At 67.6% G+C, this 13,973-nt stretch carries 12 protein-coding genes; 6 read left to right on the top strand and 6 right to left on the bottom strand.

Going from position 1 to position 13,973, the window contains the following annotated elements:
- The first annotated feature begins 26 nt into the window (after positions 1-26).
- Together ACIRRA_RS17940 and ACIRRA_RS17935 are read left to right on the top strand one after the other, a co-directional pair.
- Positions 27-155, top strand: a complete 129-nt coding sequence (locus tag ACIRRA_RS17940; protein WP_402768893.1) for a hypothetical protein — start codon at positions 27-29, stop codon at positions 153-155.
- Positions 155-1,477 carry a DUF222 domain-containing protein gene (locus ACIRRA_RS17935; protein WP_402769285.1) on the top strand — a complete coding sequence of 441 codons (1,323 nt, stop codon included), beginning with the start codon at positions 155-157 and terminating at the stop codon, positions 1,475-1,477. The genes ACIRRA_RS17940 and ACIRRA_RS17935 overlap by 1 nt, the downstream gene beginning before the upstream one ends.
- A gap of 869 nt (positions 1,478-2,346) precedes the next feature.
- On the opposite strand, the gene ACIRRA_RS17930 is transcribed toward ACIRRA_RS17935, so the two are convergent.
- The gene (locus tag ACIRRA_RS17930) at positions 2,347-2,868 is read right to left on the bottom strand and encodes a pyridoxamine 5'-phosphate oxidase family protein (protein WP_402768890.1); all 522 of its coding nucleotides are present in this window, start codon (positions 2,866-2,868) and stop codon (positions 2,347-2,349) included.
- A gap of 70 nt (positions 2,869-2,938) precedes the next feature.
- Positions 2,939-3,727 (bottom strand): acyl-[acyl-carrier-protein] thioesterase, encoded by a 789-nt coding sequence (locus ACIRRA_RS17925; protein ID WP_402768887.1) that lies wholly within the window; start codon positions 3,725-3,727, stop codon positions 2,939-2,941.
- 200 nt (positions 3,728-3,927) lie between these two features.
- Between ACIRRA_RS17925 and ACIRRA_RS17920 the strand changes: the two genes are divergently transcribed.
- A complete protein-coding gene (locus ACIRRA_RS17920) occupies positions 3,928-4,839 on the top strand; it encodes an ADP-ribosylglycohydrolase family protein (RefSeq protein WP_402768884.1) in 912 nt (303 codons plus the stop codon).
- Between the two features lie 5 nt (positions 4,840-4,844).
- On the opposite strand, the gene ACIRRA_RS17915 is transcribed toward ACIRRA_RS17920, so the two are convergent.
- Positions 4,845-5,672: a PhzF family phenazine biosynthesis protein gene (locus tag ACIRRA_RS17915; RefSeq protein ID WP_402768881.1), complete on the bottom strand. Its 828-nt coding sequence runs from the start codon at positions 5,670-5,672 to the stop codon at positions 4,845-4,847.
- 394 nt (positions 5,673-6,066) lie between these two features.
- Positions 6,067-8,502 carry an HAD-IC family P-type ATPase gene (locus ACIRRA_RS17910; RefSeq protein WP_402768878.1) on the bottom strand — a complete coding sequence of 812 codons (2,436 nt, stop codon included), beginning with the start codon at positions 8,500-8,502 and terminating at the stop codon, positions 6,067-6,069.
- 158 nt (positions 8,503-8,660) lie between these two features.
- On the opposite strand from ACIRRA_RS17910, the gene rarD reads away from it, so the two are divergent.
- On the top strand, positions 8,661-9,587 hold the full coding sequence (gene rarD, locus ACIRRA_RS17905; protein WP_402768875.1) for an EamA family transporter RarD: 927 nt from the start codon (positions 8,661-8,663) through the stop codon (positions 9,585-9,587).
- Between the two features lie 385 nt (positions 9,588-9,972).
- Complete coding sequence (locus tag ACIRRA_RS17900) at positions 9,973-10,371, top strand: VOC family protein (protein WP_402769282.1); 399 nt, start codon at positions 9,973-9,975, stop codon at positions 10,369-10,371.
- A 28-nt stretch (positions 10,372-10,399) separates the two neighbouring features.
- On the opposite strand, the gene ACIRRA_RS17895 is transcribed toward ACIRRA_RS17900, so the two are convergent.
- Both ACIRRA_RS17895 and ACIRRA_RS17890 read right to left on the bottom strand, forming a co-directional pair.
- A complete protein-coding gene (locus ACIRRA_RS17895) occupies positions 10,400-11,014 on the bottom strand; it encodes a methyltransferase domain-containing protein (RefSeq protein ID WP_357011372.1) in 615 nt (204 codons plus the stop codon).
- Between the two features lie 62 nt (positions 11,015-11,076).
- The gene (locus ACIRRA_RS17890; RefSeq protein ID WP_402768871.1) at positions 11,077-12,468 is read right to left on the bottom strand and encodes an alpha/beta hydrolase family protein; all 1,392 of its coding nucleotides are present in this window, start codon (positions 12,466-12,468) and stop codon (positions 11,077-11,079) included.
- 179 nt (positions 12,469-12,647) lie between these two features.
- Between ACIRRA_RS17890 and ACIRRA_RS17885 the strand changes: the two genes are divergently transcribed.
- Positions 12,648-13,907, top strand: coding sequence for a serine hydrolase domain-containing protein (locus ACIRRA_RS17885; RefSeq protein ID WP_402768868.1), 1,260 nt, complete (start codon positions 12,648-12,650; stop codon positions 13,905-13,907).
- Positions 13,908-13,973 lie beyond the last annotated feature (66 nt).

The following is a 13,973-nucleotide window of genomic DNA, read 5'->3' as shown; positions in this document are numbered from 1 at the left end:
GATCATGTGAGCGGTAGAATTAGTACATGGATTCGGAGGGTGAAACACTCGACACGTGCGGCATCGCCGAATTGGCAGCCGCCGTACAGAACCTGTCGAATTCGGTCCTGCGTGGCAACCTGACCGGTTCTCCGACGCTGATGTCGTGGAGTTGATGCAGCGCCTGGAGACCTGCAAACGTCAACTGTCGGCCCTGGATTCACGTTTGATCATCGAAGCGTGTAATCGTTCGCTGCCCGAAGGTAGTGGGGCCAAAGATGTGGTGCCGTTCCTGCGACAGACGCTGGGATTGTCGAGGTACGACGCGTCGGTGCGGGTGAAGATCACCCGCCAGTGCGGAGAGTTCTTCGAACCCTCCGGACACCTGCGCCCGGCCGTGTTGGAGAAGACCGCCGAAGCCTTTGAGGCAGGCGATATCTCACGCGATCATGTCCGCAACATCATCGACGTCATGACCCACCTGCCCGCGAACATCCCCGCCGAGACCCGCACTGAAGCCGAGGACGTCCTCGTCGGCCACTCGCGTGTCGGGTGGCCTGATGACCTGCCCAAGATCGGTCGCGACATCCTCGCCCGCATCGACCCTGACGGCAAGGTCGTCTCCGATGCCGACCGCCGTCGTCGGCGTGGCCTGATCCTGGGTCGTCCCGGCGTGGATGGGATGTCGTGGATCGAGGGCTGGATCACCCCTGAACTGCGCGCGCTGCTCGACGCTGTCTTTGCCAAGCTGGCGCGTCCCGGCATGTGCAATATCGACGACGTCGACAGCGTCACCGCCGCGGTCAAGGTCGTCGACTCGAAGATCCTCGAGGCCGCTGCGCGCCGTGACCGTCGTGACGCCGGTCAGCGCACGCATGACGCTCTGTTCGCGCTTCTGCAGCCCGGTGTCGACCCCGCCAAGCTCGGGTCCCACCGGGGTCTGCCCGTGCAGGCCATCGTGACCATGTCCCTCAACGACCTCGAGCGTGGGGCCGGGGTCGCGACCACCGCCTCGGGCGGGCACGTGTCCATCAACGAGGCGTTGAAGCTGGCCGAGGGCACCCGCCCGGTGCTGACGGTCCTGGATGCGGACGGGCTGCCGCTGTTCCTGGGTCGCTGCCAGCGGCTGGCGGCCCCGGCTCAACGGTTGGCGTTGATCGTCCGCGACAAGGGCTGCACCCGCCCCGGATGCGATGCTCCCGCGTCGATGTGCGCGGTGCACCACATCACCGACTGGGCCGAAGGCGGCCCCACGGATCTGACCAACCTGACCTTGGCATGTGATCGCTGCCATGCGCTGGTCAACGACAGTCCCGACGGTTGGAAAACCGTTGTCATGGGCAGGGATTCCCCTTATCGGGGGCGTACCGGTTGGATTGCCCCGATACGTCTCGACCCGACCGGCACCCCGCGGGTGAACGATCGACATCACGTGGGGCAGTGGGTGGTTGCTGCGATCGAATCCAGTCGCCTGAGGTGGGGTTCACGGGTGGCGTGATTCCCGGACTGTTCGCGCCCTGCTGGTGTGTGCAGGGACGGGGAGGTGTGGGTCATGTCGCCTGCCCTGCCGGGCTTGGGCTGGCGCCGGGTTGGGAGCCGTCTCCCGCCGATCCCGGCCCAGGGACTGCACGGATCACCTTTCACAGACACCCCCCACCGCAAACTCACCACTGGCCTACGAATTCGGCCTCCTGGTCTGCACCACAAGCCAAGACCATCGACGATCTGCACGGCACCGCCGACTACCACCAGCACCGGCTGTCGGTAATGGCCCCCGACCTCTCGGCCGGACGGCCATCCGCGAATCTCGAACGCCTGCCCCGAAATTCCCGCCACGACCGCACCCGCCGACCACAACCCCACGCCCGAGTCCCCGCACCGAGTAGGCGCTCCCTTGGCAACTGAGGCCCGCCGCTGCCGTCGTAACTGCCACCGCTATCGCACCGGCGACCTCAGCATCACCGCCAGGTCCCGCAGCTACGAGGAATCTGCTGAGTAACCCGCGTGTTGTTCGGATTCGTTGAGGATGATCATGGGGGTGCAGGGTGCGGGCGGGTCGAATCCGGAGTTGATGGACGCGGCGGCGTTGGTAGGGCATTTGGTTCCCGCGGGCAGTGTGTTCGCGTTGCTGGCGGAGCATCGACGGAAGTTGTTTCCGCGGGAGATGTTCGCTGATTTGTTTTTCGGGGCCGCCGGAGGGTGACGACTCTGCCGACGTGGAGGAGTCCGGCGATTCTGCCGAGCGCCAAACCGTTCGAATCCAATGTTGGCCTGGGTCACCGGAACCGGCGGTCCGGGTGAAGGGGTGGGATTATGCGGCGGGCCGGATGGTCGAATCCTGGGCTCGCCCTGACAGTTTGGTGGCGGTCAGTATGCGAAGTGCCAGCGGGTGGCGCCGTGGGGGTCGGTCAGGGCCACGCCTACCGCGGTGTGGATGGTGAGGCGGTAGAGGTGCCAGGGGGCGGGTCCGGCGCTCTGGGCGCTGTAGGGCGCGGTGACCGCGTCGCCGGATCGTTCCGCGGGCCAACCGCCGGCGCGGTACACGGCGGCGACGCGATCGAGTTCGGCGGGATCGACGATCCGATGGGCTTCTCCGGACAGCACGAGGTCTACGTCCGGGAATCGGATGGACAGTGTGCAGAACGGGTTGGCGGCCAGGTTGCGTGACTTCTTGCTGGCGGGCCCGCTGGTGAAGTAGATGTGGCCGTCGGCTTCGATGCCCCCGATCCCTGCTGAGCTGGGTTTGCCGGATGGGCTGACGGTGCCGAGGAACTGTGGCGTCTCGGGCAGCCCGATCCACGCGTCGATTGCCTTCTGGACGCGGTCCCAGGGCAGCTCGGCCTTGCCGTAGATGTTCAGGTCCTCTGCCGATACCGGATCTGCGAGCATCGTTCCTCCTCGGTGGGCTGATACGAGTCGAGACGGACCGAGACCGTCGGAATCATCGGCCCGGGGGCGATCAGGATGCGACGCGGCGGAGCTGGGCGATGGCCCGGGTGTCGTGGTCGACGGAGAACCAGAGGGTGAGGGCGTCGGGCGTGCGCGCGGTGTGGATGTCCAACGTTTCGCCGTAGCGGATGGGCTTGTTGTATTCGAGGATGAATCGGTGCGGCCCCTGGACGAGATCTGTTGCTTCGGAGGTGAATTCGTGGACGGCATGCCAGTAGGCCGTGTTGGTGATGTGCTGGAAGTGGTCGGTGTCGGTGCGGCGCAGGGGGAATCGGGTGGCGGGCGTGCGCGGCTGGGGTTCGTCGAGCCATTGCCGCCAGCGCAGCCGGTGGTTGTCGGTGGTGGTGCACATGAGCTCGAAGAATTCGTCGGCCAGCCGGGACGGGCTCATCGTCTCCTTGTTCATGTGGATCCAGAAGCCTTCGGTTTCGATCAGGCCGCCGGTGTCGGAGTCGATCCGGACCCGCATGGTGCACCAGCGCGTGGAGATGCCCGAGCACCAGCGGCGGATGCGCAGCTGGGTGGGCCAGGTGATGGGGCGCAGTACGTCGATGACGGTGCGGCGCACGATCCAGTGCGGGTGGGAGTCGAGGGCGCCGACGTGCACGAGATGGTCGACGCCGGCGTCCTGCAGGTGGCGGGCGGTGCCGTCGATGCGCAGGTACTGGTTCTCGTCCATGTCGACGGTGCCGAGCCGGCGGGTGACGTCGAAGATGTGCCCGGAGCCGGGGACGGGAACGAGCGGCGTGGCCGACGGGTGTGCCGCGGTCAGGGTGGGATCGGCGACCTGGTTCATCATCGGCAGAACCTCCGGATCTTCCATCCGAGTGGCGGAGCGGGAGTGCACGGAACAACTGCGGCGGTGACACTGCACGGAAGTGTCCCCGAGCGTAGTGCAGAACCCGTAAAGACGGCGGCTGCGCGGTTCGGCGTGCCCGCGCGGTGGGTAACGTCGCGATAGATCGAGTGGACGCATCGGAGCGGAAGAGGCGAGCGCAGATGGAATTGACGCGGGAGCAGGCCGACCGGGCCGCCGGGGTACTGCTGGGGACCGCGGCCGGAGACGCGCTGGGGGCGGGCTACGAGTTCACCGTGCCGGGTCCGGACGCGGAGATCCGGATGCGGGGCGGAGGCGCGTTCGGGTGGGCGCCGGGTGAGTGGACCGACGACACGGCCATGGCGGTCGCGGTGGCGCGGGCGGCCGCGCGAGTGGGGGACCTCTGCAGCCCGGAGGGGCTGGACGCGGTCGCGGCCGAATTCGTGGCCTGGTGGGATTCCGGACCCAAGGACATCGGCAACCAGACCCGTGAGGTGCTGGAGTGGCGTGATCGGACCGGGCGCGCCATGCAGATGCGCGCCCACGGTCTGACCGGCCTGACGGCGGGCAATGGTTCGCTCATGCGTACCGCTCCGGTCGCTCTCGCCTATCTCGACGATGCCGAGAAGTGCGGTAAGGCAGCCAAACTCGTCAGTTCACTGACCCATTACGATATGCAGGCCATGCAGGCGTGCAAGCTCTGGACCCTGGCGATCCGCCACGCCATCCTGTTCGGCACCTATGACGGCCTGCGCGACGCGCTGTCCCAGGTGGATACGGGTTTCTGGGGACCGTTGCTGGACAAGGCCGAAACCGGCAGCCCGGTCGACTTCCCCAAGAACGGCTGGGTGGTGCACGCCCTGCAGACGGCCTGGTGGGCCATCACACACGCCGAAACCCTGCCCGCCGCACTGGAACTCGCGGTGCGCGCGGGCGGCGACACCGACACTACGGCGGCCATCGCGGGCGGCCTGCTCGGCGCTCGCTGGGGCGCCTCGGCCGTCCCCGCCGAATGGCTGGAGCTACTGCACGGCTACCCCGGCTACCGCACCACGGACCTGCACGCTCTCACCCGGCAGGTCACCGAGCGCTGAATTGCTCAGTCCGGCAGGCGGACTACGCCGTCGAGGTAGCGGCGGCAGCGGCCGGTGAGCCGCACCCGGTCGCCGGTGAGGGCGCAGTGCATGGCCCCGCCGCGCCGGGAGAGCTGGCGGGCGGTGAGGCTGGTGCGCCCGAGTTCGCGACTCCACAGCGGGGTGAGCTGGGCGTGCGCCGACCCGGTGACCGGGTCCTCGGGAATGCCCTGACCGGGCGCGAAGACCCGGGACACGAAGTCGACCTCGTCGCCGGTCGCGGTGAGGATGGCGGCGCGGTTCAACTCGGGAAAGGCCGAGAAGTTCGGACGGGATTCGCGCACTTCGTGTTCGGCGGTCACGACCAGCACCACATCGGTCCCCTCGAACGCACGCAGCGGCCGCACCCCCAGCGCCTGCGCCAGCTGATGCGGAAGTTCCTCGTGCACATCGATTTCCACCGACGACACCGACGGCAGGTCGAGCACCAGGTCGTCCCGGTCCCGATCCACCCGCAACCACCCGCTGCGCGTATAGAAATGGACCCGATCCGCCCCCGGATGCATGTCCTCCAGGATCTGCGCGGCCGCGGCCATGGTGGCGTGCCCGCACAGGTCCACCTCCACTGTCGGCGTGAACCACCGCAGATGGAAGGCGGGCGAGTTGTCCGGCGGCGCACCCGCTTCCGCCGGTAGCGCCGAGGTGTAGAAGGCTGTCTCGGCGAGATTGTTCTCCTCGGCCAGCCGCTGCAGCAGTTCGTCCGGCAGCCAGGACAGCAGCGGCATGACCGCGGCGGGATTGCCCGAGAACGGCGCGTCGGCGAATGCGTCGAGCTGATGCAGCAAGACCTCCATGGCGCTCAAGGTACCTGCGAATTTAATTACTGCCCAGGACGGCACCACCCCGGCGAGCCGAATCATGCGACCAATTCGACCGTCATCGCAGGTCGATGCCGCTCGGATGGCCGCAATCCGAAACCGCCCCAACGCTTTCCCGGGCTGCGTGGCGGGCGGCGGGTCGCACGATTGGATTCCCGATCAGGCCGTGGCTACCGTCCCTTCGGCGGAGGGCACGACGGGCGATGTCCGGATCGTCGATCTCGCGTCGGGTGCGGCCCGGCTGTCATCCCGGTCGATCCCGTCACCCATCGCATCTACGCCCTCGCGGATGAGACGCTCCACATGCTCTCGCGCTGAACATGATTCGAGCCGGGGTGGCGGCACGGCCCCGGCTCGAAACGCTTCCGGATCAGGCGTCTTCGTCCGCCGGTACCCGCGTGTGGGGCGATTCGCCGAGGTACTTGGCGCTGAGCCACCAGGCAACCTCGACCAGGACGATGCCGATTCCGCCGCACACGATGGCCAAACTCGTCAGCGCGACATTCGACGGGTCCAGTTTGAAGAAGTGGCGGGTGAACGGCACCGCGAACAGGATCAGGTATCCCACGATGGAGCCCGCCACCAGCAGGATCTTCCACCAGTTCCATGGGCGGGCGACGATGGCCAGCACCCACACCGCGATGATCAGCAGCGTGATCAGGGCGGTGGTGCCGGCCTGGATCTTCGCGGTCTCGCTGACGTCGGGGCCCTTGTAGGCGATCAGGTACGAGATGAAGGTCATCACGCCGATCACGACACCCGACGGGATCGCCAATCGCATGACGCGGCCGACGAATCCGGTGCGGGCACGCTCGTTGTTGGGCGCCAGCGAGAGGATGAAGGCTGGGATGCCGATGGTGAACCAGGCGGCGATCGTCACGTGGCGGGGCAGGAACGGGTAGCCGATGGCCTTGTAGCTGAAGATCTGTGACCCGATGCCCGCGATGCCGACCAGGAAGGCCAGCACCACCGAGTAGACGGTCTTGGTGAGGAACAGGTTGGAGACCCGCTCGATATTGCCGATCACCCTGCGGCCCTCGCCGACGACATAGGGCAGGGTCGCGAACTTGTTGTCCAGCAGCACGATCTGCGCCACCGAGCGGGTGGCCGGGCTGCCCGAGCCCATGGCGACGCCGATGTCGGCGTCCTTCAGTGCGAGTACGTCGTTGACGCCGTCGCCGGTCATGGCGACGGTGTGGCCGCGCGACTGCAGCGCACCGACCATGGCGCGCTTCTGATCCGGGCGGACGCGGCCGAACACGGTCTTGTGCTCGAGCACGTCCGCCAGCTCGTTCTGATCGGTCGGAAGTTTGCGAGCGTCGACCGGGTCGTCGCCCCCGGGCAACCCCAGTGAGGACGCCACCGCGCCGACCGACACCGCATTGTCGCCGGAGATGACCTTGGTCGAGACATGCTGGGAGGCGAAGTATTCCAGCGTCCCCTTGGCGTCGGGCCGCACCTTCTGCTCGAGCACCACCAGCGCCGCCGGGGTGACCCGCCCGGGCGCGTCGTGCGCATCCACCGGCCGGTCGCTGCGGGCCAGCAGCAGGACGCGCAGCCCCTTGGCCCCGATGTCCTGTGCGGTGTCGGCGATCTCGGAGGCCGGGTCCAGCAGCACGTCCGGCGCACCCATCAGCCAGTTGCCGTGCTCGCCGTAGGACATGCCGCTCCACTTCTTGGCGGAGGAGAACGGCGCGACCCCGGTGGATTCCCAGCCGGGCGCGTCCGGCAGGGCCTCCTTGATGGCCAGCACGCTGGCATTGGGCCGCGGGTCGTCCGCGGCCAGCGCGGCGAGTACCTCACGCAGTGTCGCCTCCGGAATGTCGTTCACGGGACGGACTTCCGCGAGCCGCATGCCGTTCTCGGTGAGGGTGCCGGTCTTGTCCGCGCACACCACGTCCACCCGGGCCAGCCCCTCGATGGCGGGCAGCTCCTGCACGAGGCACTTGCGCGCACCGAGCCGGACCACGCCGACCGCGAAGGCGATCGAGGTCATCAGCACCAGACCCTCGGGCACCATGGGCACCAGCGCGGCCACCATGCCGTTGACGGCGGGCCGCCAGGATTCCTTGGAGGAGAAGAGCTGGTTGTAGATGGACAGCAGGCCCGCCGGAATCAGCAGGTAGGTAATGACTTTCAGAATAGTGTCGATGCCGCTGCGCAATTCCGACTTGACCAGCGTGAACTTGCTGGCCTCGTCGGCGAGCTTGGCGGCGTAGGCGTCCTTGCCGACCTTGGTGGCCCGGTAGGCGCCGCTGCCCGACACCACGAAGCTGCCCGACATGATCTGCGCGCCACGGGTTTTGTCGATGGGGTCGGCCTCACCGGTGAGCAGCGACTCGTCGACCTCGAGCAGTTCGGTCTCGATCACCTCGCCGTCGACGACGATCTGGTCGCCGGGCCCGAGCTCGATGATGTCGTCGAGCACGATCTCCTGCGGCGCGACGGCCCCGGCGATGCCCTCGCGGCGCACCATGGGCTTGGCCTGCCCGATTATGGCCAGCTTGTCGAGGGTGTTCTTGGCCCGGACCTCCTGGATGATGCCGACCGCGCTGTTGGCGATGATCAGCAGCCCGAACATGCCGTCGATGAGCGAGCCGGTGGCCAGCACCAGGATGAACAGCACACCGAGGATCGCATTGATCCGGGTGAACACATTCGCCTTGACGATGTCCTTGACGGACCGGCTGGCCCGCTCCGGCACGTCGTTGGTCAGCCCGTCCTGCCTCCGCTGCTCCACCTCGGCGAAGGTGAGCCCCAGCGCGGGTGGGCTGGGTGGACTAGCTGCCTGCGCAGTAATCGACATGCCCTCCACAGTAAAGGGCGACCAAAGAAAACTGGCCCGTAGCTGCCCGTCACGCACCGGACCGGCATGTGAGGATCATCCTATGTATTCACTGTCGTGACGTTTGTTGCGCAGGCTAACGTAATCGGGTGGCCGAAGGACCGGGGAACGCAGACGTAGTGGTCGATACGACTCGGCGGGATCGGTCGGCGGGACACGAGGGCGCCCGGGACGCGGGCATCGCCTTCGGCATCGGGGCGTATTTCATCTGGGGACTGTTTCCGGCGTTCTTCGGACTGCTGTCCTTCGCGAGCGCGGGGGAGGTGCTGGCCGAGCGGATTCTCTGGACGCTGGTGGTCTCGCTGCTGGTGATGACACTCGCCGGGCGGCTGGGGGAGCTGCGGCGAATCGATGCGCGGACCTGGCGGTTGGCGGCCGTGGCGTCGGCGGCGATCTCGATGAACTGGGGCGCGTACGTCTACGGCGTGATCTCGCATCACGTGGTGGAGTGCGCGCTGGGGTATTTCATCAATCCGCTGGTGACGGTGGCATTCGGGGTCATCGTCTTCCGGGAGCGGCTGCGGGCTCCGCAGTGGGTCGCGCTGGGGCTGGGCGCCACGGCGGTGATCGTGCTGACCATCGATTACGGTCGGCCCCCGTGGATCGCATTGATCCTGGCCTGTTCCTTCGCTACCTATGGGCTGGTCAAGAAGGTGATTCGGCTCGACGCGCTACCCGGCCTGGCGGCAGAGGGATTGGCGGCCGCGCCGTTCGCGCTGATCGCGGTGACCGCGATCGCGGTGACCGGCAACGCGACCTTCGGTTCCTCGGTTCCGCATACGGGATTGCTCATGCTGACCGGCCCGGTCACCCTCGTGCCACTGGTGTTGTTCGCGCTGGCGGCTCCGCGAGTGCCGTTGTCCACCATGGGAATTCTGCAGTACCTCACCCCCGGACTGCAGCTGGCATGGGAGGTGGCGGTGGGGCACGAGCCCATGCCCGCGTCCCGCTGGGCGGGGTTCGCGCTGATCTGGCTGGCGCTGGTCGTCTTCACGGTCGACGCCCTGCGCCGCTCCCGCCGCACGGTGGTCGCCGTCCCGGAATAGCGCGAAACCGCACACCCTCGATCGATGTGCGGTTCCACGTGGGCCGGTCAGGGTTTGCGAGCGGCCCCGGGCCTTCTCCGCGAACTCGTTGGTGCGGGTCGCATCGAGGGCGGTCCTGCACCGGGGCGACATTGCGCGAGTACCGGCCGAGAATGCGCGGGACGTTCTGCGCGCCTTCGGGTTTCATCAGGCTGTCGCCGCACCGCGGGCGACGTGGACGCCGAGCCGCCCCGACTTTCGGGGGCCACTGCGCGCTGTGGCGGTTTGCACAGGGCGCTTGGCGGAATCGGCGGCAGGTGGTTACCGTCGAGGGCGTGGCGATGCTCCTGTCGGCCGACTTGTACCGGTCCAGGGTCGGGATCGTCACGAACACAGGAGAATTCCTATCACTATCCAGTTCAACCACACCATTGTCGCGTGCACGGACAATCGGGTCTCCGCCGAATTCTGGGCGGACATCCTCGGGTTGGAGGTGGGCAAGCCGTACGGTCCGTTCATTCCGATTACCGTCGGGAATGGCGTCACCTTCGACTTCGCCAATCTGCCACCGGGTTTCGAGGGCGAGCCGCAACCGCAGCATTACGCCTTCCTGGTTTCCGAGGACGAATTCGACGCGGCCTACGACAAGATCAAGCGGTACGGCCTGACCTTCTGGGCCGATCCGCGTCAGCAGGGCGTCAACGAGATCAACCACAATGACGGCGGCCGGGGGATCTATTTCCTCGACCCCGTCGGGCACTACATGGAATTGATCACCGTCCCGTACGGCGGCTGGCCGGAGTAGCTCGCACGCCGATCACCGCGGTAACTGCTCACACGGCTACCGCGGTGCCCAAGGCGAGTGCGACCCAGGGCTTCGGCCCCTGCTGGTAATACAGATCGATTTCGCGGATTTCGAAGCCCGCGGTCTCGATCAACCCGCGAATATCGCGGTCGAGGTGGCAGCCACCGGCCAGCGCCTTCTGCATCGGGTTGAACCGGTGCTGCCATTTCTGGACACCGGGATCCGGTGCGAGACCGTGCTCGACGAAATGAAAAGTGCCGCCGGGCGCCAACACCCGGCGCACCTCGGCGAGCGCGGCCTCGACATCCGGGATGGTGCACAGCGTCCACGTCGACAGCGCGGAATCGAAGCTGTCGTCCTCGAACGGCAGCGCCTGCCCATCCAGGCCTGCGCGTTCCACCGGAACCGTCGCCGCCGCCAGCCGACCGGCGGCCAGCCGCCACCCGAGGTCAGCGGGTTCGACGGCGCTCACCGATGTCACCGAGCCGGGGTAGAACGGCACATTGCGCCCGGATCCGAACCCGATCTCGACCACCCGCCCGTGCAGCCCGGCGCAGACCCGCTGCCGCTCGGGGTTCATCTGCTTCGAACCACAGCACAGGTCGACCAGCCTGGGCAGCACCCGATCTTCGTAGATTCCCACGACACCACTCTGGCAACCGGATCGCACGCACGCCACCACTTCGGGCGATGTGTACGAATCGGTCAGTGTGCGGTGGGGAATCGCTGCGTCAGCCAATCCGTCACGAAGGTCAGCACCTGCGGATCGATCGTCGTCTCGATCTTGGCGTACTCGTCGGGCGTGCCCTTGCCGGCGGGCTGCATGAGGTGATTGAGCCCGTCGAAGACGTGCACGGTCGCATCCGGATCGGCGGCCAGCAGCGTGCGCGCCGGGCCCTCGTTCTGGGCCGCGGGCACCTGGAGATCCTTGCTGCCGTAGAAGGCCAGCACCGGCACCCGCAGCGCCGACAGCGCCGGGGCCGGGTCGTAGCCGACCAGCGCCGCCATGTACGGCGTCACCAGCCCGTCGATCTCCGCGTCGGACAGCTTCTTGTCGGCGGGCAGGCTGTCGTTGTGCTGTCGCACATAGGTTTTGGCGGCCTCCCGATCCCCGGAGCGCAGCAGGGTCGACAGGGTGGAGCTGAACGCCACCTGCTGATCGACCTGCTCCGCGGTGGCCCCTTGCGCGGTGAGGATCAGCCGATTCTGTTCCACCAGCACATCCGAGCCCGGCACCGCCGGCCCCACCATCATGATCACGAACGCCACCCCGCTGTCCGGCCGCATGGTGTACAGCGGCGCGAGATACCCGCCCTCGCTGTGCCCGAGCAGCCCGATCCGCTTGGCATCGATCTCTGGACGCCCGTGCAGGAAGGCCATTCCGGCGCCGATGTCGTCGGTCAGATCCCGGTAGCCCGAGGTGTCCAGGTGCCCGCCGGTCTTGCCGACGCCGCGCTTGTCGGTGCGCAGCACCGCGTACCCCGCACGGGTCAGGGTGTCGGCCAGCAGCAGGAACGGCTTGTGGCCCAGCAGCTCCTCATTGCGGTCGTTGGCCCCGCTGCCATTGATCAGCACGACCGTCGGGAACGGCCCGCCGATGGTCGGCTCGGTGAGCGTCCCGGCGATGGTGATGTCCCCGCTGGGGAAGCTGACGTCCTCGGACTTGTACGGGAACGGCGGCTTCGGCTCCTGCGGCCGCGGCGGGCCCTCGACCTTGCCGCGTGTCAGGTTCAGCGGAAACGTCCTACCGGACTGGCTGAACTGTCCCTGGATGCTGTCGGCGCCCTTGTCGTACTTGCCCTGGAACGACGGGTTGCCCGGAATCTTGGTGATGGTCCAGGCCACGCCGCCGGCATCGTTCTTCACCCCGCTCAACGGCGCGGCATCGATACCCTGGGCCGGAATGTCGATGGTGGCCTTGTCCGTGCCGGTGAAGCTGACCCCGACGGCCAGCGGATGGTCGGGTATCTCGATGTTCCCGTGCCAGTCCCCGGTCACGCCGACGGGCGCGGCCTCCTGCTTCGACGACGAACACCCGGTCAGCGCCAGCACGATCACGAGCAGCACCACCGGAACCAACGACCACGCCCTCCGCATGGCCACAGCGTACGCAGCCCCCGCCCGTACTCCCGGGAACTCGCCTTGATCTCGGTAGAGCTCGCTCCGATAACGCCGGTGTCACTACCCGGACACCGGGAATAACCACTGGACCAACGGGAATAACTCTCGTCGCGTCTTCATTGCCGGTGTCACCCGGCGCTCGTACCGTGGAATTCGTGAGCAATGACGCTTCCCCGCCGGGTCTCATGGACCTGCCGGCCACGGTGGGCGGCTACGCGGCCGTCGAATTCGGTCCGCTGGTGCGCACTTTCGCACGGATGGTCGGCGGTCAGCCGGGTGCGGGGGGCGCGCTCACGGTGCACTTGCGCGGGGAACCGCTGGTCGAGATCTGGATCGGGGATGCCGCGCCGCGTCGGCCCTGGGACGCCGACACCGGCGCCATCGTCTTCTCCGCCACCAAAGGCATTGCGGCCACGGTCATCCATCGGCTCGCCGATCGCGGCCTCATCGACTACGACGCACCGGTCGCCCACTACTGGCCGGAATTCGCCGCCAACGGCAAGGGGCGGATCACGGTGCGGCAGGTGCTGTCCCACCGCGCCGGGCTGTACGGGCTGCCCGAGATCGCCCGCGGTCTGGACGACGTGCTCGACCACCGCATGATGGAGGACCACCTGGCCGCCGCCAAACCCGATCATCTGCTGGGCATTCCGACCTATCACGCCCTCACCTTCGGCTGGCTGCTGGCGGGCCTGGCGCGCGCGGTCACCGGCCGCGGCATGGCCGAGCTGTTCCGCACCGAAGTCGCCGAACCGCTGGGCACCGAGGGCATTCACCTGGGCAGCCCGCCGCCCGGGTCGACCACCAGCGCCGCCCTGCTGCACGGCAACAAGCTGTCGGCGGTCGGCACCAACTATGTCTCGCTGGTACTGGGCCGCGCCTACTCGCTACCCGGTCCGCTCGGGGCGGTCGCCCGCGCACTGTTCCTGCCCGGCCTGGATCAGCTGTTGGAAGGCGACGATCCGCCCATCCTGCGCACCGAACTGGGTGCCGGCAACGGCGTCTGCACCGCGACCGGCCTCGCCACCGTCTACGCCGCGCTCGCCAACGGGGGCATGCACCAGGGCCGCCGCTTCCTCTCGCCCGAAACCATCAGGGCCATGCGGCAGGTGGAGACTTTCCGGCTCGACCGCGCGTTGTTCTACATCCCGATGATGTGGCACATGGGCTATCACTCGCTGCCCGTCCCGGGAGCCCACGCGGGCTTCGGGCACATCGGTCTGGGCGGATCGTTCGGCTGGGCCGAACCCCGCCTGGGACTGTCGGTCGGATTCGTCCACAATCGGCTCGGCATCGGGTCGATGAGCCTGGACCAACTCGCGTCGGCATGGGTGCTGCCGCTGGTGGTGCGGGGCGCCCACGCGGCGCGCCGCACCACTATCCCCGCCGTGCCCGCTGCCGCTTCGGTCGCCTAGTCGCGTGCCGCTCCGCGTGACGTCGAACACGACACGCGGAGCCCGCCACGCCGATTCGAGTGATCG

Source organism: Nocardia sp. NPDC101769, from assembly GCF_044766925.1.
In the GTDB taxonomy this organism is placed as follows: Bacteria; Actinomycetota; Actinomycetes; order Mycobacteriales; family Mycobacteriaceae; genus Nocardia.
This window is presented reverse-complemented; position numbering and strand designations above follow the sequence as displayed.

What these genes read in the sequence shown, in the direction of transcription:
- ACIRRA_RS17940 (WP_402768893.1), top strand. Translation starts at nt 27, where the DNA reads ATGGATTCGGAGGGTGAAACACTCGACACGTGCGGCATCGCCGAATTG.
- ACIRRA_RS17935 (WP_402769285.1), top strand. Translation starts at nt 155, where the DNA reads ATGCAGCGCCTGGAGACCTGCAAACGTCAACTGTCGGCCCTGGATTCA.
- ACIRRA_RS17930 (WP_402768890.1), bottom strand. Translation starts at nt 2,868, where the DNA reads ATGCTCGCAGATCCGGTATCGGCAGAGGACCTGAACATCTACGGCAAG.
- ACIRRA_RS17925 (WP_402768887.1), bottom strand. Translation starts at nt 3,727, where the DNA reads ATGATGAACCAGGTCGCCGATCCCACCCTGACCGCGGCACACCCGTCG.
- ACIRRA_RS17920 (WP_402768884.1), top strand. Translation starts at nt 3,928, where the DNA reads ATGGAATTGACGCGGGAGCAGGCCGACCGGGCCGCCGGGGTACTGCTG.
- ACIRRA_RS17915 (WP_402768881.1), bottom strand. Translation starts at nt 5,672, where the DNA reads ATGGAGGTCTTGCTGCATCAGCTCGACGCATTCGCCGACGCGCCGTTC.
- ACIRRA_RS17910 (WP_402768878.1), bottom strand. Translation starts at nt 8,502, where the DNA reads ATGTCGATTACTGCGCAGGCAGCTAGTCCACCCAGCCCACCCGCGCTG.
- ACIRRA_RS17890 (WP_402768871.1), bottom strand. Translation starts at nt 12,468, where the DNA reads ATGCGGAGGGCGTGGTCGTTGGTTCCGGTGGTGCTGCTCGTGATCGTG.